Origin of the sequence: Nocardiopsis listeri NBRC 13360, from assembly GCF_001570765.1 — a bacterium.
Taxonomy (GTDB): Bacteria; Actinomycetota; Actinomycetes; order Streptosporangiales; family Streptosporangiaceae; genus Nocardiopsis; species Nocardiopsis listeri.
This window is the reverse complement of sequence record NZ_BCSH01000014.1, coordinates 37,792-64,408: the sequence shown is the minus strand read 5'-3', so window position 1 is coordinate 64,408 and position 26,617 is coordinate 37,792. Positions and strand designations below refer to the sequence as shown.

Sequence of the window (26,617 nt, the reverse complement as noted above, 5' to 3'; positions counted from 1 at the left end):
ACCTTCGAGACGTGACCGGAGGATGAACGAGCCGGGCGCCCCCCGTTGCGGAGAGGGGCGCCGACGACGAAACCGCTGTTCCGGCGGGATCACGCGGATCGGGTCAACGAGGCATCAGCATGGCGGCGAGGCCGTCGTTGGCGGACGCGTCGGAGAGGGAGAGTTCGATCACGTTGGTGGCGACCACGTGTGCCGGCAGTCGGCGGGCGAACTCCAGCATGTGCGGCTGCTGCTCGTGTTCCTCCTGCGCGAGCTCGTCCCGATAGATCGCGTAGACGATGCGCTGCAACGGCGCGCTGGGCACCGTGTGCGAGGCGAACAGCAGGGTGTCGGGTTCACGCGCGGACACCTCGCCCACGACAGCGTTGGCCAGCCGGTCGAAGCCCTCACCCTGCCCGTCGGCGAGCGTGTAGATCGTGATGACACCGCGCAGCTTGCTGCTGGGCGGTGTGGACGCCGGGGCCCCTGCGAAGTGGTCGTCATAGGGGTCGGCGTGGCGGCGCTTACGGCGCACGGGCTCCTCCTGCGGTTCGTCGAGTTCGTCGTCCGCGTCGTCGTAGTAATCGTCGTCGTACTCGTCGTCGTACTCGTCGTCGTAGACGTCGCGACGGGGCTTGGCCGCCAGTGCTCCGGCGCCCCACAGCGCGGAGACCGCCCCGAGCATCAGCAACGGGCCCACGGAGTCCAGCCCGAAGCGGCCGACCACCACGGAGAGGAGCGTGGCCAGGACGAGCAGCCCGAGAACGATCAGATCGGTCCTCCCGGGGCCGCGGAGGCCGCGTCGCGCGACGGAGACCAGCGCGGTGACGAGGAGGACGACGGCGAAGACCTGCGCACCGTTCACGAGCGCGCGCGGGATCAGATCGTAGTGTTCGGCCAGCGGGGGGAAGGAAGAGCCGAAGCGACCGCTGGCGCGGTCGACGGCCAGCACCACCAGGGGAACGATGGTGAAGACGCTGAGGAACAGACGTGAGGTGAACCGGGCGTTCGGCGCGCGGACCGCGTATTCGAAGGCCCCCCACGCCATGTAGACGGGCCCGAGGAGACTGACACCCATTTGCAGGAGTCGGAAGGTGGGCTCGCCGAAGTCGAACAGCACCCCGATCACCGCGGCGCTGAGACCCACCGTGACGGCCAGTGCGGCGATCAACCATGCGATCGCGGCGATACCGGGCCGACGTTGGGCATAAGCGGTCAGCGCGGCGGTGGCGCTCCAGCCGACCAACGCGCTAATGAATGTCAGACCTACCGTGACCATCTCGACAATGATGATGCACGTTGACGAGTGGATGTGCACAACGTGCACTTTTGGGGGGTCGACCCCGAGGGAGATCTCGCAGAGTGCGGGCCGGAACCGCCCTTTACACTGTGAGCTTCATCACCAGGATTCTCGTGGCGGTGCAGCGGCCCCACCGGGACGCCTCGTGCCTCTAGGCTCACAGTACGCGGGGGCCTCACCCCGGCCGCCGGAGGGCGACCTCCCCCACCTGATCCTGGAGAGAACCGTGCCATTGGACGCGACGTTCCCGAACCCGATCGGTCCCGGCGCCGCCTTCTTCGACGTGGACAACACCCTGATGCGCGGCGCTTCCATCTACCACTTCGCCCGTGGGCTCGCCTCCCGTGACCTGTTCACCACCCGCGACTTGATGCGGTTCGCGTGGGGGCAGACGGTGTTCAGGGTGACCGGCAGCGAACAGCCCGAGCACATCAACGCCGCGCGCGAGGCCGCCCTGGCGTTCGTCGCCGGGCACGACGTGCGGGACCTGGTCGGCCTCTGCGAGGAGATCTACGACGACACCATGGCCGACCGCATCTGGGAGGGCGCCCGACGGCTCGTTCAGGGACACCTGGACGCCGGGCGGCCGGTCTGGCTGGTCACCGCGACCCCGGTGGAGCTGGCGGAGATCATCCGACGCCGACTGGGCCTGACCGGTGCGCTGGGCACCGAGGCCGAAAGCGTCGACGGGGTCTACACCGGACGCCTCAACGGCGACCTCTTGCACGGTCCGGCCAAGGCCGTGGCGGTGCGGGAACTGGCCCGCAAGGAGGGGTGGGACCTGGCCCGCTGTTCCGCCTACAGCGACTCCTCGAACGACCTGCCGCTGCTGTCGTTGGTGGGCGATCCGCACGCGGTCAACCCGGACGGGGACCTGCGCCGGTACGCCCGGACCCATCAGTGGCCGGTCCACGACTTCCGCAGACACCGCCGAGCCCTGAAGGTGGCCGTCCCCGCGGCCGTCGCGGGTGCGGTGGCCGGCGCGGTCGCGGTGCGCGCGGTACGGCACCGCAAGTCCTTGCCCTCCCCCTGAGAAACTCCCCGAGAGGCGCTGAGCGGCACGCAGAGCGACGCTCGCCCTCGAGCCCGCCCCTCTTCCCCCATCCCCGACCCGGGCTACCGCAGCGCGTTCAAACGCGCCGATAGAACACCGGCATCGCCCTCATCCCCTCCGCTCGCAGCCCACCGCGCACCCGCCGGAAGAAACTCGGCCGAACGAATTGCGCGAGCAGGAAGCGCAGCGGTCCTCCCGGCAACCGGACCTGGTTGACCATGGCGAAGGCGGCGTCTCCTCGTGGTCGCAGCAGGGTGCTGTTGTCCACCCCGATCACGGTGACGTACCAGTGGGCCAGGTCCTCCCAGGCCACGACGGCGCGCTCCGGGTCGGGCGCGGTGAAGTGGTTGAACAGGAAGGTCGCCTCGGAACCGTCCTCGGTCTCCCCGATCCGGCGGGTGTTGCCGGCGACCATCACGAGCTCTGCGCCCAGTTCCCGATAGGCCTCCGAGTCCAAGAAGTCGACGGCGGCCGTGGTCGAGACGGTCGTGATGAGGACGACGACGTCGTAGCGGGGGGCTCCGGACAGCGGCGGCATGAACACGGCCTCGTAGAGGGATGTGGCGACGACCTCGGGCCGGGCCTCGACCTCGGGAAGAAGCCCGGCGAACTCCGCCAGGACCTCCTCCCGTCTCCGGTCACCTCGCACGAGGGGCCCGCGCTCGGGCGGTGACACACTCGCGCCGACGTACACGTAGCCGTACGGGTGCGGTGGGTCGAACATCGGGTCGGTACGCCCTGGGGTGGCGGCTGCCATGACTCGCTCCTCACTCGGCACCGCCAGGACTCCGGCGGACACCGTGGTCTGGATCTCAGCCTAGAGGTGTCACTTCGGATACACAAACAGTTTGATCATCCGAATCTTTATGATCATGGACATGGCACAGGACCGCACTTCAGAACCCTCCGAACGCCCCGATCCGGAACTGGTTGCGGAGCTCGGGGTGATACCGCAGCTGGAGGTCTACTTCCGACGGATCCGCACGGACATGCCCGACGACGTCGCCGCGGTCTTCGCCGAACACGGGCTGACCGCGCGCCACGGCGGGGTTCTCGGACAGCTGGCGGTGGTCCGCTCCGTCGGCGTCGGTGAACTGGCCGAGCGCATGGCCGTCTCCATGCCGACCGCCAGCGAACTGGCCGGTGACCTCAGGAGGGCGGGGCTGGTCGTCGCGGAGGAGGACCCGGACAACCGCCGACGCACCCTGCTGAGCCTGGCCACGGGTTATCGACCATCGGTGGAGGCACTGGTCGCGGCGCGTGCGGCGCCCTTGCGGCGCGCTATGGAACGTCTGCCCGAGCGCGACCGCGCGGGCTTCGCGGCGGGTCTGCGGGCATGGGCGGAGGAACTACGGGACCGGTGAGGACACCCGGTCGGCACCGCAGAGGAGAAAGAGAGGCGAGGGTCGGTCAGCGGCCCAGGGTGGCTCGGGCCAGAGCGATGACGTGCACCGGACGCAGCCCGGCGCCGCGTCCGCCGCTTCGGGAGGCGCCACCACGGTCGACGCCGCCACGACTGTGCGCGTACGACTCGAAGGCCTCGATGGAGCTGTAGGTGGGCGACCAGTCCAGGGCGGTGCACAACGGGGTCGGGTCCAGCCGAGCGGCGTGCAGGCCGGTGTTGACGGTGCGGGCGGCGCTGGCACTCGCGTAACCGATCCGGCCGTGCTTGGCCACACCGCGCAGCACCTTCAGGCCACGGGCCGGTACGGGGACGCGTTGACCGCCGATGCGACGCAGACAGTGTGAGAGGGGGACCGCGTCCGCCCCCGAGACGTCGAAGGAACCGGTCTGATCGCTCAACGCCATGAGGGTGAGCGCCTCGACGCCGTCGTCCTCGTGCAGGAACTGCACTCGCGGGTCTCGACCCATGACGGTGGGTACGACCCGGTAGTCCATGTATCGGGTGAGGGGGGTGTCCACGGAGGGACCGATGAGGTTCGCGAACTTCAACACGGCCACGGACAGGTCCGGGCGCCGGCGTTGGAGTGAACGGGTGTCCCGCTCCACCACGGCCGCGTCGTCGGCCTCCCAGGTGGCGCTGGAGCGCACCACGAGACGGCGCACGGAATCGGAACGCTGGGCCGCGCCCAGGACACGCATGGTGCCGAGGAGGTCGTCCTCCCGGTCGGCGCCCTTCACCGTGTCCAGACCCAGGTGCAGGACCAGGTCGGCGCCCGAATCGGTGACGATCCGGTCCAGGCTTCCGTCGTGCAGGTCGACGTGCCGGTACTCGATCCCCGGCAGTTCGCCCGGGGGAGGTGAGGAGTCCGCTCCGATGACCCGGCGCACGCCGGGCCTCTCACTCAGGGCCTGGGCGACCCTGGCAGCGAGGGGGCTGGAGACCCCGGTGACGAGTACGACACGAGCCATGGCGACACGTTCCTTGAAAGGAGACGGTGGTGCGAAAGGCCCGCGGACCGTTCACCCGCCAGGGGTGAAGCGGCGACCGCGACCCGTGAAGCACAACAGCGCTTCAGCCAGAAAATTCCATTGTCGTGGGCAATGCCACGCAAAGGGGGGAAGTGTCTCCGCGTCCGAGGCGAGCCCTGGGGCACGCCCAAGCCCGCGGAGAGACGTTCGCCGCTGGAATGTCCTACTTCTTGTTGCGACGCGCGACACGCGTGCGCTTGAGCAGCTTGCGGTGCTTCTTCTTCGCCATCCGCTTACGACGCTTCTTGATGACGGAACCCATGGGATCACCTTCTCGCTGACGAGTGAGTACGGACATGCCGAACCACTGGTGCGGAACACCTGACGGCTCGGATGCGGTAACCGGGCTCGCGATGGCTCACACGCGTTCGCGTGCGCGGCCGGTGCGACCGGGGCGGACCCCGGGGAGGGCGGCACTGAGCACGCATATCCACCGCACCCGTGGCCCCAGCTTATCCGGTAGGGCGTGTTCAACGGACACGAACTACGCGAAGCGCGGTCTCGGGGCGGCCTGTTCCGGCCGCCCCGCTGGGGTTCTCACGCTTCGAACAATCGATCAGGCACCCGGAACGGACGGCCCATCGACGTACAACCCTGCCGCCGGCTCCGCATAGCTGACGCTGGCCAGACGCTGGTCGGCGAAGGTCAACGACGTGACGCTGGCGAGGTTGCACTCGCGCCGATCCGGCCGGTGCCACAGTCGCTTGCCCTCCGAGGCCCGTCGCGCCATCCAGATCGGCAACTGGTGACTGACGCACACGGCCTCGCGCCCCCAGGCCGCCCGACGGACCACCTTGATCACGTCGACCATCCGTTCCACGACCTGTTGGTAGGGCTCGCCCCACGAGGGTTGGAACGGGTTGTAGAGCCGCTTCAGCACCTGTGGGTCGCGGGCCGAGGCCCCGGACAACGTCATTCCCTCGAACTTGTTGGCCGCCTCGATGAGCCGATCGTCCAGGGTCACCGGCAGATCGAACGCCTTCTGCAGCGGGATCGCGGTCTCCTGGGTGCGATCCAGCGGCGAGGAGTACAGGGCCGCGATGTCGTGGCCCTCGAACCAGTCGGCGGCCAGCTCCGCCATCCGCTGCCCGCGATCGCTCAGGTGGTAGTCGGGCAAGCGTCCGTAGAGGACCTTGTCGGGGTTGTACACCTCACCGTGGCGAAGCAGGTGGACGACGGTGGTCGTGGTCATCGTGGGAGTCCTTCTGTGCGGAGTTCGGGCGTGATCAGCCCTGGGCCTCGGCGGCTGCCCGGGCCGCCTTCGGCAGGGCGGAGACCACCTGATCGATGGCGGTCTCGTCGTGCGCGGCCGAGAAGAACCAGGCCTCGAACGCGGCGGGAGGCAGGTACACGCCCTGTTCGAGCATGGCGTGGAAGAACGCCGCGAACACCTTGGTGTCGGTGGCCCGAGCGGTGTCGAAGTCGACGACGTCCTGGTCGGTGAAGAAGACCGTGAACAGGTTGCCGCCGTTCTGGACCCGGTGGGCGACCCCGGCGGCGCCGAGCGCCTGGGAGACCTCGGCCTGGACCTGTGTGGACACCCGGTCGATGTGTTCGTAGACCGCCGAGGTCGCACCGCGCAGGGTGGCCAGGCCCGCCGCCGTGGCCAGCGGGTTCCCGGACAGTGTGCCCGCCTGGTAGACGGGACCGTTCGGGGCGAGTCGGTCCATGATGTCGGCGCGTCCACCGAAGGCCGCGGCGGGCAGTCCGCCGCCCATGACCTTGCCGAACGTCACCAGGTCGCCGGCGACCTCCTCCAGGCCGTACCAACCGGAGGCGCTGACCCGGAATCCGGTGAGGACCTCGTCGAGGATCAGCAGGGCGCCGTTGGCGTGCGCGATCTCCTTGAGCCGGGCGTTGAACCCGGCGCGGGGCGGGACCACGCCCATGTTCGCCGGGCAGGCCTCGGCGATCACGCAGGCGATCTCGTCGCCGTGCTCGGCGAAGGCCCGTTCGACGGCCTCGACGTCGTTGTAGGGCAGCACGATGGTGTCCGCGGCACTGGCACCGGTGACACCCGGGGAGTCGGGCAGCGCGAAGGTGGCCAGGCCGGAACCGGCGGCGGCGAGAAGGGCGTCGACGTGGCCGTGGTAGTTGCCGGCGAACTTGATGACCTTGCCGCGTCCGGTGAAGCCGCGGGCGAGGCGGATCGCGGACATGGTGGCCTCGGTCCCGGAGTTGACCAGGCGGACCTTCTCCACGGCGGTGCGTTCCACGATCAGCTCGGCGAGCTCGACCTCGCCGGGCGTCGGGGCGCCGTAGGAGGTACCGGCGGCCACCTGACCGTGGAGGGCCTCCACCACGGAGGGTTCGGCGTGGCCGAGGACGAGCGGCCCCCAGGAGCAGACGAGGTCGACGTAGCGGCGACCGTCGGTGTCCGTGAGGTAGGGGCCCTCGCCCTTGACGAAGAAGGGCGGGGTGCCGCCGACGGCGCCGAAGGCGCGGACGGGCGAGTTCACACCGCCGGGGACGACGGCGGCCGCCCGCCGGAAGAGCTCTGCGGAAGTCTGTTGAGTACCCACCCCACCAGTGTCTCAGTTGTCCCCTCCACCGCGACCGTGACCCACCCCGCACTCATTCCCGTAGGAGAGCCCGCATGAGCCGGTGGACGTCGGTACTGGGATCCGAACCCGCGGGCAGACGCTCGGCACGTTCCAGGGCGTCCTGGATTCCGTGTGCGAAATCGTCGAACCGAGTACGCCCCTTACCCCAACCTGGAAGGCACGTTCGGCCTCCCTGGCGGCACGGAGCACTCGCTCCTTCTGAGGGTGCTTGGCCTGACGGACGTGCACGGTGTGGACCCGGACACCAGGGTGTCCGCGCATGGAGTCGAAGTAGCGTTTCTCCGTCTCTCCCTCACAGACAACGAGGTAGACACTCCGTTCCTCACGACGCGAGCCACGGCGTTCGAGAGCGCTCTCCCGCTCTCGCTTGGCACGTTTACTCACTCGCGATCGACCTCGGCCTCGAAGCTCTCCTCCCTTTGCGCCCTACGGTGGAGGGCCATCAGGAAGAGTTCGTCATCCACATCGGGAACGGCTCCATAACGACCGGTGAGATAACGACGAGCCCGGTTGTCATCGCCTCGGGGTTTGAAGTCACTCAACGGATAGAGAGTGGTCCGGCCTTGGGCATCCTTCTCGACGAACCAGATGTGGTCACGCCTGAGAACCTCCTCACCACGGATCCGACCGAGCAGTGTCGCGTCGTGGCTGGTGAAGATCAGCTGTGCACCGTGGGGGTTCTGCTTCTCATCCTGGAAAAGGGAGATTACCCGAGCTGAGAGGTAAGGGTGCAGGCTGGCGTCGATCTCGTCGACCACCAGGACTCCCCCCGTTTCGAGGACACGTTGGGCCTCGTAGCCGAGAGCGGTGAGAGTGCGAGTTCCCTTGGACTCTTCGTTCCAGGAAAGAGGGCGCGTGGAATCTCCCTCACCATGGTGGAAGCAGAGTTCCGATGACGTGAATCGCTTGCTCCCTCTCAGCCTCTCGATGGCCGCCAGCCAAGAATGGGTCTTCCCTGATCCCATCGACGAATACAGAACCATTTTCTCGGGATCGCCGCTCGCGGTATCCCTGTCAAGGGATTTCACCAGTTCTCCGAGCCCAGACTCACTGACCACGAAGGAAGCCGAGCCATCCTTCAACTCAACAGAACGGACCCCTGTACCTGCTGACCGCAGCAACTCACCCAGACCGGCCATCTGTTCTTCGGACACTTGCTGATTCCTCAGCCAACCGGGTGGGCCGGAGCTCCGTTCCTCAGCGAAGACCAGCTGTTCAGAGAACCACTGGTAGACCTGCTCCACGTCTGCGCTGGCGGCGCGAGCCGCAACGGTCAGGAACAGCACGTTGGGTCCGGTGATGTCCTTGACCTGTCGGAGACTGGTCGGAGCACTGTCACCGAACACGAACTCCTCGCCCTCACGCTCGAACAGGACGCGCTTGCGACGCTTCGGATAGGCGTACAACCACTCCTCGACCACACGCTCATCGTCGATGGCGAAGCCATAGGTGTGGCGAACCTCGGAGAGCGTCAGATCGACGACGAAGGTGGAGGGTTCGACCCTCGATGTGGGATCAAGGGCGAAGGGTTCACGCGCGATGCCGCTCCCGGGTTCTGAACGGCTCATGGACCAGCGGACGGTCTCCCGCATGAAGTCGAGAGCGTGCAGCAGGTTGGACTTACCCGAGGCGTTGGCACCGAAGATGCCGGCGACGGAACAGGCTTCCCAGTCCGCGTCTTCCGGGACCGCGTCATCGTAGGTGGGGGTGAGGAGCAACTGTTGTTCGTCACGGATGGACTTGTGGTTCTCCACGCGGAAACTCAGCAGCATCGAGCCTCTCCCCCTCTTTCCGGGTGGCTTCATCACTGATCAAGCGGAAAACCCACTTGCTTTAATAATGCCACAGAGTCGGGGGCCTCGACCTCTGTCCACAGGGTGTGGACAGACGTGTGCCCTGCTCCGGGAGTGGAGCAGGGCACACGGGGCGGGGTCTACGTCTTGGCGTGCGTGTCCTGCCGAATGGCCTCGTGGCCGGGGCCGGGGACCGGGGGCTTGGCGCGCAGGAGGGGACGCAGCGCGTCGATCTCCGCGAGGCGGTCGACGAGGAAGGTCATCGGGCGGGCGGCCAGGAGGGAGACCAAGGTGGCGACGATGGCGCCGACCAGCAGTCCGACCGTTACGTCGTGCGGGTAGTGGGCGCCGACGAAGACCCGAGAGAAGGCCTCCAGGAAGGCGAAGAGGACCGCGGCGACGGCGAAGCGGCGCCAGGCGACGATGATCGCGGCCGCGGCGGCGCCGGCGATCGCGGAGTGGTTGCTGGGAAACGACCAGTCGCCGATGGGATCACAGGTGGCGATGACGCTGAGGTCGGTCATGGCCTGGCAGGGCCGCATCTGTTGGAAGAACGACTTGATCGTCACGCTGACGAAGTAGGCGATGACGGTCGCGACCGGGGCGAAGAGCGCCAGTCCGACCCGGCGCGAGTCGACCGATCGGGCCTTCCACCAGGCCATGAGGAACAAGAGCGCGAAGACACCGAGGAACAGGTCGGTGCCCAGCTCCGCCGCGGACTGCATCCAGGGGTCGAGTCCGGCGGCGAACTCGATCACGGCTCGCGACCAGGCGGCACTGATGGCGAAGATCTCGGAGACCATCTCTCTCCATTGGGGTCGTACGGGGGAGAAGAGTCGCTCAAGCGGCAGGGGAAAGGCCGGGCGACGTTCCGGTGACGGAACTCCCATGGTCGAATGACGGGAAGCCTTCATCCTGTCATCAACCGAAACCCCACGGGGCCGTACCACGCGGAAATCCGACGGAAGCGCACGTCCGGTCCGACGAAGGAGACACGCGACCCCGACGAACGCCCCGGGCTCTACCGCTGAGTAACTTGGACGGGTCCATCCGTCTCTCCCAGCGACCGGAGCTGTCATGGCCACGAACTTCACCACCGCGGACCTGATCGACGACCACGGCGACACCCTGCGCAGCTGCTCCACACAGTTCCGCCGCTACGGCGGCCACGACGTGTTCTCCGGGCCGATCCGCACCGTGCGCTGCCACGAGGACAACGGCCTGGTCAAGCAGATCCTCGCCTCCCCTGGCGAGGGCGCCGTCCTCGTCGTGGACGGGAACGGCTCGCTGCGCACCGCCCTGATGGGCGACATGATCGCGGAGTCCGCCGTGCGCAACGGCTGGGCCGGGGTGGTCATCAACGGCGCGGTCCGCGACACCGTCGCACTCGGGGGTCTGGAGCTGGGCGTGAAGGCCCTGGGCTCCAACCCGCGCAAGTCCGTGAAGGACGCGGCCGGTCGGCAGGACGTCCCGGTGACCTTCGGCGACGTCACGTTCGTCCCCGGCGAGTGGCTCTACAGCGACCACGACGGCGTCGTCGTCAACGAGACGCGTATTTGAGACGAATCAGACATGAACGGCGGGGACCCGAGAAGGCCCCCGCCGTTCACCCACCGGCACGAATCAGATCTCTCGGGCACCGCTCCGGTTCAGCGCGAGCGCGAGGGCCCCGACGGTGAGCACGACGGTGGTCGCGATCGCCGGGAGGAGGTCGCCGAGCGGCGTGCCCACCGCCGGTAGCACCATCCCCTGGAGCAGGGCGCCGGGCGCCCACTCGGCGAGGAACGGCAGGCCCCCGGCCCCGGCGCAGACCACCAACACCAGTACGGCGACACCGACCACGGCGAGCGCGTTGCGGACCAGGGACGACGCCAGTGCCACCACCGCGACCACGAAGACCATGTACACCCCGCCCAGGAGGGCACCGAGCATGGTCGCCGGCAGCGGCGGTCCGTCGAAGAACATCGCGGTGAACGCCCAGGCCACGAGGGCCCCCACCAGGTGCGCGAGGACGGCGGCGAGCGCGGGCAGGACGACCCGGGGCAGGATCAGTCGCGCCGTCCCCGGCACCCTGGACCGGTAGAAGACGGAACGGCCGGGGCCGGCGTCCACGGTCAGGGCCATGGCCGCCACCAGCACCACGAGCAGGGCTCCCAGGGGTGCGACCAGTTCGACGTGGGAGCCCAGGGCGTCGCCTGCCGTCATCGTCGGGACCTTCAGGTCCAACGCCGCCAGTTCGCCCTCGGGATCGGCCAACCGGAGCAGGTCCTCCATGAAGTAGGCGGACAGGGGCCCTACGACACCGGCGGCGGTGAAGGCCAGGACCAACAGGAGCAGGGTGTGCGTGCGCAGCAGCCTGAGGGCTTCGATGCGGTAGAGGGTGCCGTTCATCGGTCCGTCCTGTTCGTGAGGGAGAGGAAGATCGACTCCAGGTCCTCCTGATGTCCGTGGAGGCCGACCAGTGGCACACCGTGCTCGGCGAGGGCTCGGGGGATCCCCGACTCGCCCGCGGCCGCGTCGAAGGCCTCCAGGAGCACGCAGTCCTCCTCGACCGCGTCCGCCCGGGTGACCCAGGACTCGGCGGCCAGGAGCTCGGCGAGGTGGTCGGCCCGCCCGCGGATCCGTAGGTGCCAGGCGTTGGGGCGCCCCTGGTCGGCGATGTCGGCGACGGGGCCTTGATGGACCACACGTCCTCCGACGATCACCACGACGTCGTCGCACACCCTCTGGACGTCTCCGAGCAGGTGACTGGCGAGGATGACGGTGCACTCCCGACGCAGTTCGGTGATGAGGTCGAGGATGTCGACCCGGCCCCGGGGGTCGAGTCCGGAAGCCGGTTCGTCGAGGATGAGCACGTCGGGTCGGCAGACCAGGCCGGCGGCCAGGCCCAGTCGCTGCCGCATGCCCCGGGAGAACCTGCCGTTGCGGCGGTCCGCGGCCTCCGTGAGCCCCACCCGCTCCAGGGCCCTCGCCACCTCGGCCGACCCGGCGGGTGCCCCCACCATTCGGGCGCTGAATTCGACCACCTCGGCGGCGGTCAGCCAGGGTTCGAAGTCGGGTACGTCCGGGCAGAACAGAACCCGCTCCGCGTGGGAACGCACCCTTCCGCTCCCCGGGGCGCGGGTTCCGGCGAGGATCGACAGCAACGTGGTCTTTCCGGCGCCGTTCGGGCCGACCACCCCGAAGACCCGCCCTTCGCGGACGGACAGATCGATGTCGAAGATCCCGGTGTTCGTCCCATAGGACCGGGTGAGTTTCTCGACCCCGATCATTTCGTCAGTGCTCATGCATCACTCCTCGATTCGTTCTTCCGGTCCCGTTCTCCGATGAACGCAAGCGGCACAGCACACGAGGATCACCGGACCGATCAGACCCGTCGCATAGGCCGCCATGACCGGTTCCCCCAGAAGGAGCCCGGTCGCTCCCGTCACCGAACCGACCAGAACGATGCCCGCGCTCACCGGCCGGCGCGCCCGCTCCCACCAACGGGCGGCCGGATCATCGCTCCCCCGAGCCGCGCGTAACAGCGGGACGATGAGCCCGAGTCCCACCAGGAAGAAGGTGAGGATCGCCACCATGAGGTGGTCGTTGGACGGCCAGGTCGCACGGCCCGCCTCCCACAGGAGCAACACGGTGTGCAGGGCCGCCAGAGCCAGGGACAAGAGCGGGAGCAGGAGGTCCAGGAACCTCCGCAGTGAGGGCTCCGACCACGGTGTCCCCTGCCCCGACACCCGTTGGAACCGTTCGCCCAGCGCGGGCAGGAAGGCCAAGGTCGGCACGACGAGGAGGGTGACCGCCGGCATCGCGACCACGAAGAGCGGGCGAGGGGTCATCGTGGGTTCGCCGGCGAAATCGACCTTGCCGCCGAGCACCATCGGGGGAAGGTCCGCCCAGACCGCGGCACCGACCCCGAGCATCAGCAGGGACAGGAATACGGAAATCGTCACACCCACCCTGGGGAAGGGAGCCCCTCCCCTTTCCGTGGTTTCTGTTTCCATCTTCCCCTCGACCTTTCCTGGTCCCTGGATTCGGCTATGGGTGAAAAGGTAAAAGGGAAGGGTGTGGGCGCACATCGACCCACGGACATGGCGGAGTCACGTGTTTTCCGGGCTTTGGGACGTGCCGGAGGTCATGGCGACGAACATGCCGACACCATGACCTTCCCGCGATCCCCACCGACCATTTCCCGGTTATTCTCGAGAAATGACGAAGTCCGACGCTCTGCCCGACCTCTCCTCCTGGGTGGCTCTGCGTGGAAACCGCCCCCCGCGAGTGTTGAACCTGCTCTTTTGGATGGCAGTCCTCACCACCATGCTCATGTTGGGGGTCGGCTTCCTCGCCGGTGGCTTGGCGGAGCTGCGGGCGACGGACCCCCTGCTCATCGGCTACCTGGTCGCCAGCGTGGTGGGCCTGGTCCTGTCCTGTGCCCTGTGGCCGTTCCTGCCCTGGAGCCCGAGGACCTCATGGGCCGGCCGGACCACCACCGTGCTCTTCCTCCTGCTCAGCCTCGGCACGATGTTCATCAGCAACCACACCACGTTCCTACTGGTGTGCGTGGCCGCGATGAACGCCGTGGCCGTCTTCGGTATCGCCGGGCTGCTCGGGTACGCGGTGCTCCTCATCGTGTTCTCGATGACGGCGGTCCTCCTCCCCGAAATGCCCCTCTTGGTCGGGGTGGCCCTGGCCATCGGCCTGACCATGCTCGCCATGCTGTCCGGGGCGGCCTACGTGGCGTTGTCGGTCGCCGCGCAGCGCGCCGAGCGCACCCGGGAGCTCCTTCGCGAGTTGGCGCGTGCCCACGAGGAGTTGCGCCGCCACGCCGACCGTGTCCGGGAGCTGACCGTGGCCGAGGAACGGGCGCGTATGTCCAGGGAGATGCACGACAGCACCGGGCACTACCTCACCGCCCTGACCATGTCGCTGTCCAACGCACTGCGCTTTCGCACCGCCCGCCCCGAGGACGCATGGACCGAGGTGGAGCAGGCCCGCGAACTGGCCCGTGAGGCGCTCACCGACACCCGGCGTTGGGTGCGCGCCCTACGGCCGCTCCGGTTGGAGGGGCGCGCCGGAACCACCGCCATGCGCACGATGGCGGAGTCCTTCTCCGGTGGCGGGGTGCGTATCGACTTCACCGAGGTCGGGTCCTGGCCGCGTCTGCCCGAGGAGGCCGAACTGGTCTGCTACCGCACGCTCCAGGAGGGGCTGACCAACGCGATGCGGCACTCGGGCGCGGACCGGATCGAGGTGGAGGTCGCGGCCGCCCCCGAAGGTGTGTCGGTGACGGTGACCGACAACGGCGTCGGGGCGGGCGATGACGCCCTCTGTTCCGGCTTCGGTCTGCGGGGGTTGCGCGAACGGGTGTCGGCGGTGGCGGGATCGGTGTCCGCCGGCAGCCGGACCGGCGGTGGTTTCCGGCTGCGGGTGGAGGTGCCCTCCGAGACCGGAACGGCCGAGCGTCCCGCTACCGTGGCCGCCGGGGGTGGCCTGTGAACACGGTGTCCGTACTGGTCGTGGACGACCAGATCCTGCTTCGGCAGGGGCTGCGCAAGCTGTTGGAGATCGAGGAGGGCATCGAGGTCGTCGGCGAGGCCGCGGACGGTGTCGAGGCCCTGGAACTGCTGGCCGCCTCACCACCGCCGAACGTGGCCCTGGTGGACGCCAGGATGCCGCGTATGGACGGCATGGGACTGATCACCAGGATGCGCGAGGAACATCCCGGGGTGCCCGCGCTCGTGCTCACCACCTTCGACGACGACGAGCTCGTGCTGGGCTGTCTGCGCGCCGGTGCCCGCGGTTACCTGCTCAAGGACGTGCCGCCCGAGGAGTTGGTGGCCGCCATCCACCGGGTGGCGGCCGGCCAGACCGTCCTGGGCGGGCCGGCCGCCGAACGCCTGGTCGCCGCGTTGAGCGTGCCCGTCCCCGTCGAACCGGAACCGGCCGCCCCCGCGGCGTTGTCCGACCGGGAGTGGGAGGTGGCGCGGCTGGTCGGTGAGGGCCGCACCAACCGGGAGATCGCCCGCGCGCTGTTCATCACCGAGGGCACCGCCAAGAACCACGTCACCAGCATCCTGCGCAAACTGGAGTTGCGCGATCGCACGGCCCTGGCCCTGCGGGTCGGCCGCGGCGAGGGATGAACCGGCTCAGGCCCCGGAGAACTCCTCGCTGGCGTCGGCCAAGATGTCCAGCACCGCGATGGGGTCGGGGAGGACCACGGGGTCCTCGGCGTCTCGCGGGGCACGGATCCAGGTGACGCGGCCTCCCGAGGTGAGCGCGGACGGGGCGCCGAGCACGAAGCTGTCCCGGCAGTGCCAGCGCAGGCCCGGCATCTCCTCCACGGCCTCGGGGACACAGTCCAGGTGACACGACCACCACTCGTCCTCGTCCATCGGGGAACGGGTGGCCACGAAGAACAGGTAGCGCGAGTCCAGGGCCGCGACCGGGCCGGCGGGCACGCCCCGGCGTCCCATCCGTGCCAGGGCCATCACACCGGCCTCGGTGGGCACGTCCAACACGTCGAAGACCCGGCCGGTCGGCAGCACCACGTTCGCGTTCGGGTCGAAGGTCCACCAACGACGGATCTTGTCGGAGTCGGTACTGGCCTCCACGCTCCAGGCCGCGGTGGTCGGATGCGCGGCCGGGTCGGGGCAGCCCATGCGGTCACAGGTACAGGACCGGTCCTGCCCCGGGGCCGCGCCCCGGACCACGGGCCAGCCCAGTTCGGCGTAGCGCAACGCCGACTCCAGCATGCTGTCCGTGGTGCGGCGACGCTTCCGGCGGTACAACACATCGGCCATCTGAGCTCCCCGGTCGACTTCGGTGCGGTCGCGGCCGGTTCGATGTGGCTCGGCACCCGGAGGCCGCGACCGGGGCGAGAGCCTTGTGCGTGTCAGCGCAGCAGCCGTGCCGCCTCGGTGGCCCAGTACGTGAGGATCTGCTCGGCCCCCGCGCGTCGGTAGGAGGTCAAGGTCTCCAGGATCGCCCGTTCCCGGTCGAGCCAGCCCTTCTCCGCCGCCGCCTCGATCATGGCGTACTCACCGCTTACCTGGTAGGCCGACACGGGTACCGGAGCTGACTCGGCCACTTTGGCCACCACGTCGAGGTAGGCCAGGCCCGGTTTGACCATCACCATGTCGGCGCCCTCGGCCACGTCCAGGGCCACTTCCCGCAACGCCTCACGGACGTTGCCGGGGTCCTGCTGGTATCCGGAGCGGTCCCCGAACTGCGGGGCGCCCTCGGCGGCCTCCCGGAAGGGCCCGTAGAACACCGACGCGTACTTGGCGGCGTAGGCCAGGATCGGCACCTGTGCGTGGCCGGCCCGGTCCAGGCCCTCCCGGATCGCCGCGACCTGGCCGTCCATCATGCCGCTGGGCGCGACCACTGCGGCGCCGGCCTCCGCTTGGGCGGCGGCGACGGACGCGTACCGCTCCAGGGTGAGGTCGTTGTTCACGTGCCCATCGTGCTCCAGCGGGCCGCAGTGACCGTGGTCGGTGTACTCGCACAGGCACAGGTCGGCCATGACGACGATGTCGTCACCGACCTCGGCGGCCAGATCGCGCAGGGCCACCTGCACCACACCGTCCGGGTCGTCGGCCTGCGAACCGACGGAGTCCTTGTGTTCGGGGATGCCGAACAGCATCAGTCCACCGACCCCGGCCTCGACGGCCTCGTGCGCGGCCTTGCGCAGGCTATCCCCGGTGTGCTGCACCTGCCCGGGCATCGAGGAGATCGGTGCCGGTTCGGTGAGTCCCTCCTTGACGAACATGGGCAGGACGAGGTTCTCCGGAAGCACCCGGGTCTCCGAGACCAGACGACGCAGCGCCTGCCCTCGGCGCAGGCGGCGCGGCCGGGCGACGGGGAACGAGGCGTCGTGGTCACCGAAGGTCATGGAGAGCTCCCGGGTCGTGGGACGGAAGGGGCGGGGTGGGTCTGGACGCGCTCAGAGCTTGCGGCGGCGGCCGCGACGCTTCTGGCTCGGCTTGAGGACGGGCTTTCCGGCGTCGATCGCTTCTTGGCGCTTGGCGGCACCGTACTCCGAAAGTGCCTCCACAAGGGCCGAAACCGAAGCCTTCGGTGCGACGACGTCGACACGCAGACCGAATTCGATGGCGGTCTGCTCGGTCTCCCGGCCGATCACCGCGATGGCGGTGGTGTTGTGCGGCTTGCCGGCGATGCCCACCAGGTTGCGAACCGTGGAGGAGGACGTGAAGAGCACGGCGTCGAAACCGCCACCCTTGATGGCCTCACGGATCGGCTGGGGCGGAGGCGCGGCCCGCACGGTGCGGTAGGCCGTGACGTCGTCGACCTCCCATCCCAGATCGGTGAGACCGGCGGAGAGGACCTCGGTCGCGATGTCGGCACGCGGCAGCAGGACCCTCTCGATGGGGTCGATCTCGGCGTCGTAGGGCGGCCACACCGACACCAGGCCCCGGCTGGACTGAACGTCCTCCGGCGGCGCCAGGTCAGGCTCGATGCCGAAGTCGCGAACGGCCTGCGCGGTGGCGTCGCCGACCACGGCGACCTTGACCCCGGCGAAGGCGCGGGCGTCCAGGCCGTAGGACTGCAGTCGCTCGCGGATGGCCTTGACCGCGTTGACGGACGTGAAGGCGACCCACTGGTAGCGGCCGGTGACCAGGCCGCGCACGGCCCGCTCCATCTGCTGCGGGGTGCGGGGCGGCTCCACCGAGATGGTGGGCACCTCCTCCGGCACGGCACCGTGGTTGTGGAGTTGCTCGGACAGGGCCGGGGCCTGTTCCTTGGTGCGAGGCACCAGGACACGCCACCCGAACAGCGGTCGGGTCTCGTACCAGGACTGTTCGGCGTGGCGGGCGACCGGGGCGCCGACGATCATCAGCGCGGGCGCGGTGACGTGGTGGTTCTTGGCGTCGGTGGACTTGAGTTCGGAGACCAGCCGGGCCAGCGTGGAGATCACGGTGGTCTGTCTGGTGGTCCCGCCGGCGCGGACCACGGCGACCGGCGTGGTGGCCGGACGGCCCCCGGCGATGAGGGTCTTGCAGAGTACGTCGAAGCCGGGCCCCTGGTGCTCGGGTGCCTCGCCCAGGGGGGCGTCCGCGCCGAGGATGACCAGCGGCGCGTCACTGGCCGCGGCCTCCTGCCAGTCGACCTCCTTGCCGCCGTGCGGGCGGGCGTGCAGGACGCGCAGCTCGGGAGCGCCCTCTCCCATCAGCGAGATGCCGGCGAAGGTGGGCACCGAGGTGACCGAGGAGACGCCGGGCGCGACCTCGACCTCGATGTCGGCCTCCTTGCAGGCGGCGACGAGCTCGGCTCCTCGGCAGCCGAAGAACGGGTCCCCCGAGTACAGGCGCACGACCCGTTGCCCCTCACGGGCACGGGTCAGCACGAGGGTGTCGATGTCGCCGCCGCACTCGGCGGCCTCCACCACGGACACGTCCTCGCGGCAGTGGGAGAGCAGGTCCCGCCGGAAGGCGGCCAGCTCCTCCCCCGCGGGCTCGCGAGGGGGAATGACCACGTCGGCGCGGCGCAGCAGCTCGGCGCCGCGCAGCGTCAGTAGCTCGGCCCCTCCCGGACCGGAGCCGACCAGGGCCACGTGACCCGGCTCGCGCGTGCTACGACGCGGTTCCTCCGGCAGGGGGTTGGCGTTGGCGTTCACGTACTCGCTCCTCGTGTGTGGGTCGCCCGCCTCCCGGTGTGCGGTCTCCGGGACGGTTGCGGATGAGGCGACCCGCGCGGGTCTTCCGCGACAGCGGCCGGCGCTGTCCCGGATGGTCTCTAGGGGGTGTCCCTTTCGGCGAAGGCCTCCGCGACGATGCGGTCGGCGCCTTCGGCGATCATCTGTCGGGCCAGGTCGCGACCGAGCGCGATCGCGGTGTCGAGGTCCTCCGGGGAGGAGATCTCCACGGTGCGCTCACTGCGGATGGCGGTGGAGCCGTTGGTGGCGACCACGGCCGCGCGCAACCGCAGGCCGCCCTCGCCGTATTCGGCGAAGGCGCCGACCGGGGCCGCGCAACCGGCTTCGAGTTCGGCCAGTACGACGCGTTCGGCGACGACCTCGGCGCGGGTGGGCGCGTGGTCGACGGCGGTCAGGTAGGAGAGGTCGCCTTCGGCGCGTTCGGTGGAGCACTCCACCGCCAGGGCGCCCTGGCCCGGGGCAGGCAGCATCCGTTCGGGATCGAACACGTCGGTGACGGCGTCGCGACGGCCCACCCGTCCCAGCCCGGCGTAGGCCAGGATGACGGCGTCGAGTTCACCGGAGGTGACCTTGCCCAGGCGCGTCTCCGCGTTGCCCCGGATGGGCACGTAGACCAGGTCCGGACGCAGCGCGGCCAGCTGGGCGACGCGGCGCGGTGAGCCGGTACCGATCTTGGAGCCGGCGGGCAGGTCGTCGAACGTGAGCCCGTCGCGGGCGCACAGGGCGTCGCGTGGGTCGTCGCGTTCGGGGATGGCCGCGAGGACGAGCCCGTCCGCGGGGGTCGTGGGCAGGTCCTTGAGGGAGTGCACCGCGAAGTCGATGGTGCCCGCGGCCAGTTCGTCGCGCAGCGCGTTGACGAACACTCCGGTACCGCCGAGCTGGGTCAGGTGGGCCTTGGTGACGTCACCGAAGCTGGTGATGAGTTCCAGCTCGATGGCCTGGCCGGTTCGCTCGGTGATCGTGTCGGCGACGATCTGCGACTGGCTGGTCGCCATGGTGCTGCGGCGGGTGCCGAGCTTGGCGGGTGTGGCGCTCATGCCTTCTCCTGTGCGGTCCGCGCGGTGTCGGGCCGTCCGGACGCGGCCGTCCTTCGCGGGGTCCGCGGCTTCTCTGTGGTCTGTGTGTCGAGGTCGAACAGCCGGCGCAGCGCGGTCTCGTAGGACTCCCCGTCCGGGGACGCGGCCAGTTCCTTGACCCTCACGGTGGGTCGGTGCAGCAGTTTGTCGGCGACGCGACGCATCGCACGGCCGATCTCCTCACGGGTACGGTCGTCGAGGTCGTCGGGCAGCCGGCCGTTCAGTCGGGAGAGCTCGGCCTCGACGACCTCGCGTGCTTGGGAGCGCAGGGCGACGACGGTGGGCGCGACCTGGTCGGCGCGGCGTACGGCCCGGAACTGGTCGACCTCCTCGTCGACGATTCCGCGCACGAGTTCGAGGGCGCTGGAGCGGCCGGAGTCCTCGTCGGCCTCGTCGGCGGAGGCCGCCTGACGCAGGTCCTCGATGTCGACGACGCGGATGCCGTCCTGCTCACGAACGGCGGGATCGATGTCCCGGGGCAGTGCCAGGTCGAGGAAGACCAGCGGTCTGGTGCGACCCTCGGTGGCGGCGGCCACCTCGTCGGCGGTGAGGACGTATCCCTGGGCGCCGGTGCAGGAGATGACGAGGTCGACGTCGGCGAGGGCGTCGATGGCGTCCGTGAACGGAACGGTGCGCGCGTCGACGGTGTCGTAGGCCTCGTTGAGGCACTCGGCGAGGCGGGCGGCGCGCTCGTGGGTGCGGTTGGCGACGGTGACCGTGCGGGCGCCCTGGCGAGCGACGGTGTTGGCGGACAGGGCGCTCATGGAGCCGGCGCCCAGGACCAGCACACCGGTACCGGTGAGCGGGCCGGAGGGCAGCACGGCGCTCAGGGTGCGCGGAGTCTCCTCGCCCGGTTCGGAGGGAGCCTGTCCGGACATGGGGCAACCCGCGGGCGGGGTGACGGCGGCGACCGGCGTGTCGGGGCTGGGGGTCACCGCGAGGTCGCGGGTGGCGACGCTGAGGCCGAAGGCGACCATGTCGGCGCCGGCGTGGTCGAGGTGGGTCTCGGTGTGGGCGCGCTTGCCCACGCGCAGGGCGCGCTGCCCGAGGTCGTTGAGGACCCGGCCCACGGTTCCGGTCTCCTGACCGTCCTTGAGGGCGTCACGGACCTGGCCGAGGATCTGGCCCTCTCCGACGACCATGGAGTCGAGGCCACAGGTGACGGAGAACAGGTGTTGGACGGCACGGTCGTCGTAGTGCACGTACACGTGCTCGGAGAGCTCGCCCAGGCTCACGCCGGTGTGCCAGGACAGCAGTTCGGTGATCGCCGCGACCCCACCGTGGTAGCCCTCGACGTCCGCGTAGATCTCCGTACGATTGCAGGTGGAGACCACCATGGCCTCGTTGACCGCGTCGGAAACGACCATCTCCCCGACCGCCTTGCGCCGCGTCTCCCCGTTCAACGAGACACGTTCGAGCAGCGTCACCGGCGAACTCCGGTGGCTCAACCCCACGGCCAGGACACTCATCCGCACTCCTATGCAGGCACTGATGCAGGCTTTATGCCTCTCCATGTTCGGGTAGGACCGAGGACCCCTGCCATCAGCCCCCCGAAACGCGGCGCACGCTCGCTCTTCGCCACCGCCCGTACGGGTCCGAAGGACCCTGTGTCTATGTCACTTCCAGCCCTGCCCGTTCCGCCGCGCCCGGGCCGTCGCCATCGGCCCTTCGTTGCGCGTGGAAGGCGAGGATCTGGAGTTCGATGGACAAGTCGACCTTACGCACATCGACCCCGTCCGGCACATTCAGCACGACGGGGGCGAAGTTGAGGATGCTGGTCACGCCCGCCTCGACGAAGCGGTCGGCCACACCCTGCGCGGAACCGGCCGGAGTGGCGATGACCCCGATGGAAACACCCTTGTCACGTACAACCTCCTCCAGGTTGTCAATATGCCTCACGTCCAGGGACGCGACCGACCGTCCGACCACTTCCGGGTCGGCGTCGAGCAGTGCCGCGATACGGAACCCACGGGTCCCGAACCCCCCGTAGTTGGCCAACGCGCGCCCCAGGTTGCCTATGCCGACGATGGCCACCGACCAGTCCTGTGTGAGACCAAGTTCACGCGATATCTGGTACACGAGGTACTCGACTTCGTACCCGACTCCGCGCGTTCCATAGGACCCCAAATGCGACAGGTCCTTGCGGAGCTTCGCCGAGTTCACACCCGCGGCTCCGGCCAGGTCCTCGGAGGAAATAGTGGCGGTGCCGCGGTCCTGGAGTGCCTGTAGGGCGCGCAGGTACACCGGGAGTCGGGCGACGGTGGCCTCCGGGATGCCCCTCTCCCGGGGACGAGGCGGGCGACTGATCACAGGCGGGCGCTCCAGGGGGAGGTCTGTTCGGGCGGGGTTGCGGGACGCGTCCGTCCCCGGCCGCGTCGGCCACCGGATCCGTGCGCTTCCCCCGACCTACGTGATGTTCGGGGACTCCAGATTACGCGCTTGTGAAAGCACGCACAAAGTGGGGTGGCATGTGATGTCCGCCCGGGGAGTTCACACGAATACTCGTCTCGCGCCCACCCGGAATAGGGGCATCACAACCCCGCATTCCGGGCAGACGAAAATGCCCATCTCCCCCCATTAAGGACGCACGAGGGGCGATGGGGACGAACGACACAGGTGAGCGAAAGCGCGCGGTGAAGCGGATCCGGCGGAGGATCGAGGAACCGGGAAGAGGCCCGCGGATCGCGAACGGACACCGTTCAGCCGGAGAGCGCCGAACGCAGCCGCCCCTCCGACACCCGCCAGAAGTCGTGCCGACGACCGTCCACGAAGGTCACCGGGATCTTGTCCCAGTACTCCTCCCGATCGGCCGCCGAGACCGCGTCCAAGGACTCCTCCACCCGGTCCACTCCGAGCTCGTCCGTCACACGAGTGATCACCGACCACGCGTCCTCGCACAGGTGGCATCCCTGCCGACCCAGCATCACCACGCGCGCCTTCCCCGCCCAGGTCGGGTTCTCCGTCATGTTCCGCTCCGATTCCACACCTGCGTTCGGCCCCTCGGCCATCGACTCACCCACCCGCGAAGGGCGGTAGGACCTCGATCACAGTCCCGTCCGTGACCGCCACCTCACCATGCGCCCGCTTGCCGACCGGGCGTTCGTCCACCAGCAGCGACGAAGATCCGAGCACGCGCTGGAAACGGTCGTCCGGGTGCAGTCGACGCGCCGCGTCGAGGGCGGTTTCCAACGTGTCCGCATCGAGCGTGTCCTCGGCCGTTCCGGCCGCGTCCTTCGCCGATGCCCAGTACCTGATAGTGCACTTCGCCATCTGTTGATTATCCTTGGTGTTGCTCGGAGGCGACGTATTCAACAAATCTCCACCGGGGGCAATGGCGCCTTCGATCGCCCGCCACGCGCGGGCCGACGAGAAGAGACGCATGAGCCATCTACTGTTACTGACGAACTCGAACGAACCGTCCGACCACGTCCTGCCCGCTCTGGGCCTTCTCCTGCACTCGGTACGGGTCGCACCCGCCGAAGCCGGCGCCCTTCTCGCCTCGGGCGCCACCGGCGGATCCAGTGCCCCCGTCGACGCCATTCTCGTCGACGCCCGCACCGACCTCGCGGCGGCCCGTAACTTCTGCCGCCTGATCGACACCACCGGACTGAACTGTCCGCTGCTGGTCGTGCTCACCGAAGGGGGCGTCGCGGCGCTCACCCCGGACTGGCAGGTCGACGACTTCGTCCTGGCCGGCGCGGGCCCCGCCGAGGTCGAGGCACGTCTGCGCTTGGCGGTCGGCGCCGCCGAGGCCGTGAGCGAGGATCCGGACGAGATCCGTCGCGGTGACCTGGTCATCGACGAGGCCACCTACATCGCCCGGCTTCGCGGCCGCATCCTCGACCTCACCTTCAAGGAGTTCGAGCTGCTCAAGTTCCTGGCACAGCACCCCGGCCGGGTGTTCACCAGGGCCCAGCTGCTCCAGGAGGTGTGGGGCTACGACTACTTCGGCGGTACCCGCACCATCGACGTCCACGTGCGTCGGCTGCGCGCCAAGCTCGGCTCGGAGTACGAGTCGCTGATCGGCACCGTCCGCAACGTCGGCTACCGGTTCGTTCCGGACACGGCGAACCGGTCGGTCACGACGGCGGCGGTTCCGGACACCCCCGCCGAGGCCGCGGAACTGACCGCGGTCCGCTCCGCGGCGTCCGGGGCCGAGTAGGACCCACGACCTTCGTCACCCCGGGGCGTCCGTGTCGGACCGTGGACGTCCCGGAGTCGTGTCCGACGCCGCTCACCTGGACGAACGTGAACATCCGGGCCTCGAGGTAAATTGGATGCCAAGGGGGACTCGAACCGAGCGGACGCAGAGTTTAGGATCGGTGACGCACCCGGCGGGTCTCGGCTGGCGCGGCGGAACCCCTGGGCGCGGATCGAGCCACACTGGCGCGCCATCGCAAGGAGTGAGATCGCCCCGATGCCCGTCCCCGCCGCGACGACCCCCTCATGTCCCTCGTTCGTCCGAAGAACCCCCGCGATGTTCGGTGCCGTCTTCATCGGCTCCACCCTGGTCCTCACCGCGGCCCCCGCCGTGGCCGCGCCCGGTGACGTGCTGCTGACCTTCAACAACCCGTCGGACACGGTCGAGCTGGGTGAGGCCCCCGAGCCCAACACACTCGCGGTGACCAACAACGGTGATCTCACGGTGTGCCTGCTCGGGTTGGACATCGACGAGCCCGCGAGGTCCGACTTCGCGGTGAAAGATTTCGTCGGTCCCGACGTCGACGTACCCGGCGGTGCCGGCCTCGACGTCATCGGCGAAGTCTCCGGGGCCCCGCGTGGAACCACCGATGTCACCGCGACTCTGACCTACGCACTCGCCGATGAGGAAGGCGTGTGCGCCCAGGGCGCACCCACCGAATCCGCCGCCGCCACCTGGTCGATCGAGGTCACCGAACCCGAGCCGAGTCCCCCACCGACAGAGGAACCGACCGAGGAACCCTCGGAGACTCCGACCGAGACTCCCTCCGAAACCCCCTCGGAGACCCCCGACGAGACCCCGTCGCCGACGCCCACGAGCACCCCGCCCCGGACCCCCACCAGCAGCCCGACGAACGGGAACGACGAGGAGTCCGCCTCCTCCGGCCCCTCGGACCGTGCCTCGAACACCCCGTCGAACCCGCGGACGACTCCGTCGACCACCCCCGACCGCACACCGCCTCGGGGCGACGTTCCCACGAGTGGGGCGGACATCCCCGACCTGCCGCGTGGTGAGGCCGACCTGCCCGAACTCCCGCCGGGTTCGGCCGAGGACCTGGCAGAACTCCCGTTGGTGACACCATCCTCCGACGACGAGGACACCGAGACCGAGATCGCCGCGGACCACAGCGACATGGGACCCTCGGTCACCCCGGCGATCCTGCTCGCCGCCTTCCTGCTGGCCCTGCTGCTCGCCGCCCCACTGGCGCCCACCCGCCGGGTCCGACTCGCGGTCGGTGGTGGTTACCACGGCAAGCGCCGTAAGGGCTGAGGGCCCGGAGTACCGATCGAACCGGCCCACACCACGGGTGTCGCGCGCCCACGCGGCGAACAGGATCTAGGATTGCCGCTCATGAACACCCCGCTAGTCACCGACGATCTCACCTCCGAGCTGACCGAACCCGTACTGGCCCTGGCCGAAGCGGCCCGTGCCGTGGACGGCGTCGCCCCCCTGTCCGAGCACACCGTGCTCAGGGTCAGGCACGGGGCGCCCGCCGGCAGCAGCCGTTTCCACGTACTCCGCGACGCAGCCCCGACCGGGCCGATCATCGGTTTCGCCTTCATCGAACGCGTCGAGGGCGAACCCGACTCCGGTGAGGTCGTCGTCCACCCCGAGCACCGCGGTCAGGGGCTCGGGACGGCTCTGCTGCGCTCGGTCCGCGAGGACGCCGGGTCGCGCGGGGTGCGGGTGTGGGCCCACGGGCGCACCAAGGGAGCGGTCTCGGTGGCGGAGGCGGCCGGTTGGGAGCCGGCGCGTGAACTCCACAAGATGCGGATGCCGCTGCGCGACCTGGGCCCGGAGGTGCCGGGCGGCCCCTGGACGGCTCCCGAGCTCCCCGAACCCGAACTGCGTCCGGAGGTCGCCGAGAAGGTGCGGATCCGACCCTTCGTGGTCGGACAGGACGAGCAGGCCTGGCTGGACGCGAACGCCCGCGCCTTCGCCGACCACCCCGAGCAGGGTTCCCTGACCCTGGACGACCTGCTCCAGCGTGAGATCGAGGACTGGTTCGACCCGCGCGGCTTCTTCGTCGCCGCCACCACCAACGGCGACATCGCCGCCTACCACTGGACCAAGACCCACGCCGACGGGGCGGGGCTCAGCGACGACGAGAGCGTCGGCGAGGTGTACGTCGTGGGTGTGGACCCGGCGTGGCAGGGCACCGGTCTGGGCCGCGCTCTGACGCTGGCCGGGCTAAGGCACCTGCGCGACGCCGGGCTGCCCTGGGTCCACCTGTACGTGGACGGCGACAACGAGGCCGCCGTGCGCCTGTACGAGAGCCTCGGTTTCTCCATGTGGGACACCGACGTCATGTACGCACCGGCACGGCAGGGCTGATCACGGCACGAACGCCCCGCAGGGGAACGGATTCCGTCGAGTGTGACGCGTCACATTAACCGACCGAACCCCTTACCGCCACAGGTGTGCGACGCGGCGTTCATGTTCCGTTCACCTTCCCTGGGACAACTGGTCACCTCTGGGGCTTACCTTCACATTCGGTGCGGCGTGCGCCCGTGTCGAGTCCCCGACTCGGCCATGCCCGTATCGGTGTGA

Annotated in this window: 27 protein-coding genes; 8 read left to right on the top strand and 19 right to left on the bottom strand. The window is 69.3% G+C overall.

Annotation, left to right across the window (positions count from 1 at the left end; genetic code table 11):
* Nucleotides 1-103: 103 nt before the first annotated feature.
* Complete coding sequence (locus NLI01S_RS05700) at nt 104-1,258, bottom strand: putative quinol monooxygenase (RefSeq protein WP_067600287.1); 1,155 nt, start codon at nt 1,256-1,258, stop codon at nt 104-106.
* A gap of 247 nt (nt 1,259-1,505) precedes the next feature.
* Between NLI01S_RS05700 and NLI01S_RS05695 the strand changes: the two genes are divergently transcribed.
* Complete coding sequence (locus tag NLI01S_RS05695) at nt 1,506-2,312, top strand: HAD family hydrolase (protein ID WP_067600284.1); 807 nt, start codon at nt 1,506-1,508, stop codon at nt 2,310-2,312.
* A gap of 97 nt (nt 2,313-2,409) precedes the next feature.
* Here the strand turns inward: NLI01S_RS05695 and NLI01S_RS05690 are convergent, their stop codons facing one another.
* The gene (locus tag NLI01S_RS05690) at nt 2,410-3,090 is read right to left on the bottom strand and encodes a hypothetical protein (protein ID WP_067600281.1); all 681 of its coding nucleotides are present in this window, start codon (nt 3,088-3,090) and stop codon (nt 2,410-2,412) included.
* Nucleotides 3,091-3,211: 121 nt separating this feature from the next.
* On the opposite strand from NLI01S_RS05690, the gene NLI01S_RS05685 reads away from it, so the two are divergent.
* Nucleotides 3,212-3,697, top strand: coding sequence for a MarR family winged helix-turn-helix transcriptional regulator (locus NLI01S_RS05685; protein ID WP_223809130.1), 486 nt, complete (start codon nt 3,212-3,214; stop codon nt 3,695-3,697).
* A gap of 46 nt (nt 3,698-3,743) precedes the next feature.
* Here the strand turns inward: NLI01S_RS05685 and NLI01S_RS05680 are convergent, their stop codons facing one another.
* The 6 genes from NLI01S_RS05680 to NLI01S_RS05660 form a co-directional block, all read right to left on the bottom strand.
* Nucleotides 3,744-4,706, bottom strand: a complete 963-nt coding sequence (locus NLI01S_RS05680; RefSeq protein ID WP_067600275.1) for an NAD-dependent epimerase/dehydratase family protein — start codon at nt 4,704-4,706, stop codon at nt 3,744-3,746.
* Between the two features lie 223 nt (nt 4,707-4,929).
* Nucleotides 4,930-5,028 (bottom strand): 30S ribosomal protein bS22, encoded by a 99-nt coding sequence (locus NLI01S_RS25090; RefSeq protein WP_013155353.1) that lies wholly within the window; start codon nt 5,026-5,028, stop codon nt 4,930-4,932.
* Nucleotides 5,029-5,322: 294 nt separating this feature from the next.
* Nucleotides 5,323-5,958: a histidine phosphatase family protein gene (locus NLI01S_RS05675; RefSeq protein ID WP_067600272.1), complete on the bottom strand. Its 636-nt coding sequence runs from the start codon at nt 5,956-5,958 to the stop codon at nt 5,323-5,325.
* Between the two features lie 34 nt (nt 5,959-5,992).
* Complete coding sequence (gene hemL / locus NLI01S_RS05670; RefSeq protein WP_084392331.1) at nt 5,993-7,288, bottom strand: glutamate-1-semialdehyde 2,1-aminomutase; 1,296 nt, start codon at nt 7,286-7,288, stop codon at nt 5,993-5,995.
* A 422-nt stretch (nt 7,289-7,710) separates the two neighbouring features.
* Nucleotides 7,711-9,102, bottom strand: a complete 1,392-nt coding sequence (locus tag NLI01S_RS05665) for an AAA family ATPase (RefSeq protein WP_067600269.1) — start codon at nt 9,100-9,102, stop codon at nt 7,711-7,713.
* Between the two features lie 161 nt (nt 9,103-9,263).
* The gene (locus tag NLI01S_RS05660; protein WP_067600266.1) at nt 9,264-9,926 is read right to left on the bottom strand and encodes a phosphatase PAP2 family protein; all 663 of its coding nucleotides are present in this window, start codon (nt 9,924-9,926) and stop codon (nt 9,264-9,266) included.
* A gap of 274 nt (nt 9,927-10,200) precedes the next feature.
* Between NLI01S_RS05660 and rraA the strand changes: the two genes are divergently transcribed.
* Nucleotides 10,201-10,683 (top strand): ribonuclease E activity regulator RraA, encoded by a 483-nt coding sequence (gene rraA / locus NLI01S_RS05655; protein ID WP_067600263.1) that lies wholly within the window; start codon nt 10,201-10,203, stop codon nt 10,681-10,683.
* Between the two features lie 63 nt (nt 10,684-10,746).
* Here the strand turns inward: rraA and NLI01S_RS05650 are convergent, their stop codons facing one another.
* From NLI01S_RS05650 to NLI01S_RS05640, 3 genes are read right to left on the bottom strand one after another with little or no spacing between them, the layout of a single operon-like run.
* Complete coding sequence (locus NLI01S_RS05650) at nt 10,747-11,514, bottom strand: ABC transporter (RefSeq protein ID WP_067600260.1); 768 nt, start codon at nt 11,512-11,514, stop codon at nt 10,747-10,749.
* Nucleotides 11,511-12,410 carry an ABC transporter ATP-binding protein gene (locus NLI01S_RS05645; RefSeq protein WP_067600257.1) on the bottom strand — a complete coding sequence of 300 codons (900 nt, stop codon included), beginning with the start codon at nt 12,408-12,410 and terminating at the stop codon, nt 11,511-11,513. The genes NLI01S_RS05650 and NLI01S_RS05645 overlap by 4 nt, the downstream gene beginning before the upstream one ends.
* Nucleotides 12,411-12,413: 3 nt before the next feature.
* A complete protein-coding gene (locus tag NLI01S_RS05640; protein WP_067600254.1) occupies nt 12,414-13,070 on the bottom strand; it encodes a hypothetical protein in 657 nt (218 codons plus the stop codon).
* A 256-nt stretch (nt 13,071-13,326) separates the two neighbouring features.
* Here NLI01S_RS05640 and NLI01S_RS05635 point away from each other — a divergent pair, with 256 nt between their 5' ends.
* Nucleotides 13,327-14,613 carry a sensor histidine kinase gene (locus NLI01S_RS05635; protein ID WP_067600251.1) on the top strand — a complete coding sequence of 429 codons (1,287 nt, stop codon included), beginning with the start codon at nt 13,327-13,329 and terminating at the stop codon, nt 14,611-14,613.
* Nucleotides 14,610-15,257 carry a response regulator gene (locus NLI01S_RS05630; RefSeq protein ID WP_067600248.1) on the top strand — a complete coding sequence of 216 codons (648 nt, stop codon included), beginning with the start codon at nt 14,610-14,612 and terminating at the stop codon, nt 15,255-15,257. Before NLI01S_RS05635 ends, NLI01S_RS05630 begins: the two co-directional genes overlap by 4 nt.
* A gap of 6 nt (nt 15,258-15,263) precedes the next feature.
* On the opposite strand, the gene NLI01S_RS05625 is transcribed toward NLI01S_RS05630, so the two are convergent.
* The 8 genes from NLI01S_RS05625 to NLI01S_RS05590 all read right to left on the bottom strand — a co-directional run bounded on the left by NLI01S_RS05625 (nt 15,264) and on the right by NLI01S_RS05590 (nt 23,136).
* Entirely contained in the window at nt 15,264-15,917 is a 654-nt protein-coding gene (locus NLI01S_RS05625) for a bifunctional DNA primase/polymerase (RefSeq protein ID WP_223809129.1), read from the bottom strand.
* A gap of 92 nt (nt 15,918-16,009) precedes the next feature.
* Nucleotides 16,010-17,008 carry a porphobilinogen synthase gene (gene hemB / locus NLI01S_RS05620; RefSeq protein ID WP_067600245.1) on the bottom strand — a complete coding sequence of 333 codons (999 nt, stop codon included), beginning with the start codon at nt 17,006-17,008 and terminating at the stop codon, nt 16,010-16,012.
* Between the two features lie 51 nt (nt 17,009-17,059).
* On the bottom strand, nt 17,060-18,751 hold the full coding sequence (locus NLI01S_RS05615; RefSeq protein ID WP_067600243.1) for a bifunctional uroporphyrinogen-III C-methyltransferase/uroporphyrinogen-III synthase: 1,692 nt from the start codon (nt 18,749-18,751) through the stop codon (nt 17,060-17,062).
* Nucleotides 18,752-18,870: 119 nt separating this feature from the next.
* A complete protein-coding gene (gene hemC / locus NLI01S_RS05610; protein ID WP_067600241.1) occupies nt 18,871-19,827 on the bottom strand; it encodes a hydroxymethylbilane synthase in 957 nt (318 codons plus the stop codon).
* Nucleotides 19,824-21,335: a glutamyl-tRNA reductase gene (locus NLI01S_RS05605; RefSeq protein ID WP_067600239.1), complete on the bottom strand. Its 1,512-nt coding sequence runs from the start codon at nt 21,333-21,335 to the stop codon at nt 19,824-19,826. The genes hemC and NLI01S_RS05605 overlap by 4 nt, the downstream gene beginning before the upstream one ends.
* A gap of 142 nt (nt 21,336-21,477) precedes the next feature.
* Nucleotides 21,478-22,176, bottom strand: a complete 699-nt coding sequence (locus NLI01S_RS05600; RefSeq protein WP_067600236.1) for a redox-sensing transcriptional repressor Rex — start codon at nt 22,174-22,176, stop codon at nt 21,478-21,480.
* A gap of 389 nt (nt 22,177-22,565) precedes the next feature.
* The gene (locus tag NLI01S_RS05595; RefSeq protein WP_067600393.1) at nt 22,566-22,832 is read right to left on the bottom strand and encodes a glutaredoxin family protein; all 267 of its coding nucleotides are present in this window, start codon (nt 22,830-22,832) and stop codon (nt 22,566-22,568) included.
* 46 nt (nt 22,833-22,878) lie between these two features.
* Nucleotides 22,879-23,136, bottom strand: coding sequence for a MoaD/ThiS family protein (locus NLI01S_RS05590; RefSeq protein ID WP_067600233.1), 258 nt, complete (start codon nt 23,134-23,136; stop codon nt 22,879-22,881).
* A 109-nt stretch (nt 23,137-23,245) separates the two neighbouring features.
* Here NLI01S_RS05590 and NLI01S_RS05585 point away from each other — a divergent pair, with 109 nt between their 5' ends.
* The 3 genes from NLI01S_RS05585 to mshD all read left to right on the top strand — a co-directional run bounded on the left by NLI01S_RS05585 (nt 23,246) and on the right by mshD (nt 26,401).
* Nucleotides 23,246-24,028 (top strand): winged helix-turn-helix transcriptional regulator, encoded by a 783-nt coding sequence (locus NLI01S_RS05585; RefSeq protein ID WP_067600390.1) that lies wholly within the window; start codon nt 23,246-23,248, stop codon nt 24,026-24,028.
* A gap of 315 nt (nt 24,029-24,343) precedes the next feature.
* Entirely contained in the window at nt 24,344-25,336 is a 993-nt protein-coding gene (locus tag NLI01S_RS05580) for a hypothetical protein (RefSeq protein WP_067600230.1), read from the top strand.
* Between the two features lie 81 nt (nt 25,337-25,417).
* Complete coding sequence (mshD, locus tag NLI01S_RS05575; protein ID WP_067600227.1) at nt 25,418-26,401, top strand: mycothiol synthase; 984 nt, start codon at nt 25,418-25,420, stop codon at nt 26,399-26,401.
* Nucleotides 26,402-26,617: the final 216 nt, after the last annotated feature.

Bases quoted from the DNA above. Each gene is read 5' to 3' on its own strand.
- NLI01S_RS05700 (WP_067600287.1), bottom strand. From the start codon at position 1,258: ATGGTCACGGTAGGTCTGACATTCATTAGCGCGTTGGTCGGCTGGAGC.
- NLI01S_RS05690 (WP_067600281.1), bottom strand. From the start codon at position 3,090: ATGGCAGCCGCCACCCCAGGGCGTACCGACCCGATGTTCGACCCACCG.
- NLI01S_RS05685 (WP_223809130.1), top strand. From the start codon at position 3,212: ATGGCACAGGACCGCACTTCAGAACCCTCCGAACGCCCCGATCCGGAA.
- NLI01S_RS05680 (WP_067600275.1), bottom strand. From the start codon at position 4,706: ATGGCTCGTGTCGTACTCGTCACCGGGGTCTCCAGCCCCCTCGCTGCC.
- NLI01S_RS25090 (WP_013155353.1), bottom strand. From the start codon at position 5,028: ATGGGTTCCGTCATCAAGAAGCGTCGTAAGCGGATGGCGAAGAAGAAG.
- NLI01S_RS05675 (WP_067600272.1), bottom strand. From the start codon at position 5,958: ATGACCACGACCACCGTCGTCCACCTGCTTCGCCACGGTGAGGTGTAC.
- NLI01S_RS05665 (WP_067600269.1), bottom strand. From the start codon at position 9,102: ATGCTGCTGAGTTTCCGCGTGGAGAACCACAAGTCCATCCGTGACGAA.
- NLI01S_RS05660 (WP_067600266.1), bottom strand. From the start codon at position 9,926: ATGGTCTCCGAGATCTTCGCCATCAGTGCCGCCTGGTCGCGAGCCGTG.
- rraA (WP_067600263.1), top strand. From the start codon at position 10,201: ATGGCCACGAACTTCACCACCGCGGACCTGATCGACGACCACGGCGAC.
- NLI01S_RS05650 (WP_067600260.1), bottom strand. From the start codon at position 11,514: ATGAACGGCACCCTCTACCGCATCGAAGCCCTCAGGCTGCTGCGCACG.
- NLI01S_RS05645 (WP_067600257.1), bottom strand. From the start codon at position 12,410: ATGAGCACTGACGAAATGATCGGGGTCGAGAAACTCACCCGGTCCTAT.
- NLI01S_RS05635 (WP_067600251.1), top strand. From the start codon at position 13,327: ATGACGAAGTCCGACGCTCTGCCCGACCTCTCCTCCTGGGTGGCTCTG.
- NLI01S_RS05625 (WP_223809129.1), bottom strand. From the start codon at position 15,917: ATGGCCGATGTGTTGTACCGCCGGAAGCGTCGCCGCACCACGGACAGC.
- hemB (WP_067600245.1), bottom strand. From the start codon at position 17,008: ATGACCTTCGGTGACCACGACGCCTCGTTCCCCGTCGCCCGGCCGCGC.
- hemC (WP_067600241.1), bottom strand. From the start codon at position 19,827: ATGAGCGCCACACCCGCCAAGCTCGGCACCCGCCGCAGCACCATGGCG.
- NLI01S_RS05605 (WP_067600239.1), bottom strand. From the start codon at position 21,335: ATGAGTGTCCTGGCCGTGGGGTTGAGCCACCGGAGTTCGCCGGTGACG.
- NLI01S_RS05595 (WP_067600393.1), bottom strand. From the start codon at position 22,832: ATGACGGAGAACCCGACCTGGGCGGGGAAGGCGCGCGTGGTGATGCTG.
- NLI01S_RS05590 (WP_067600233.1), bottom strand. From the start codon at position 23,136: ATGGCGAAGTGCACTATCAGGTACTGGGCATCGGCGAAGGACGCGGCC.
- NLI01S_RS05585 (WP_067600390.1), top strand. From the start codon at position 23,246: ATGAGCCATCTACTGTTACTGACGAACTCGAACGAACCGTCCGACCAC.
- NLI01S_RS05580 (WP_067600230.1), top strand. From the start codon at position 24,344: ATGTTCGGTGCCGTCTTCATCGGCTCCACCCTGGTCCTCACCGCGGCC.
- mshD (WP_067600227.1), top strand. From the start codon at position 25,418: ATGAACACCCCGCTAGTCACCGACGATCTCACCTCCGAGCTGACCGAA.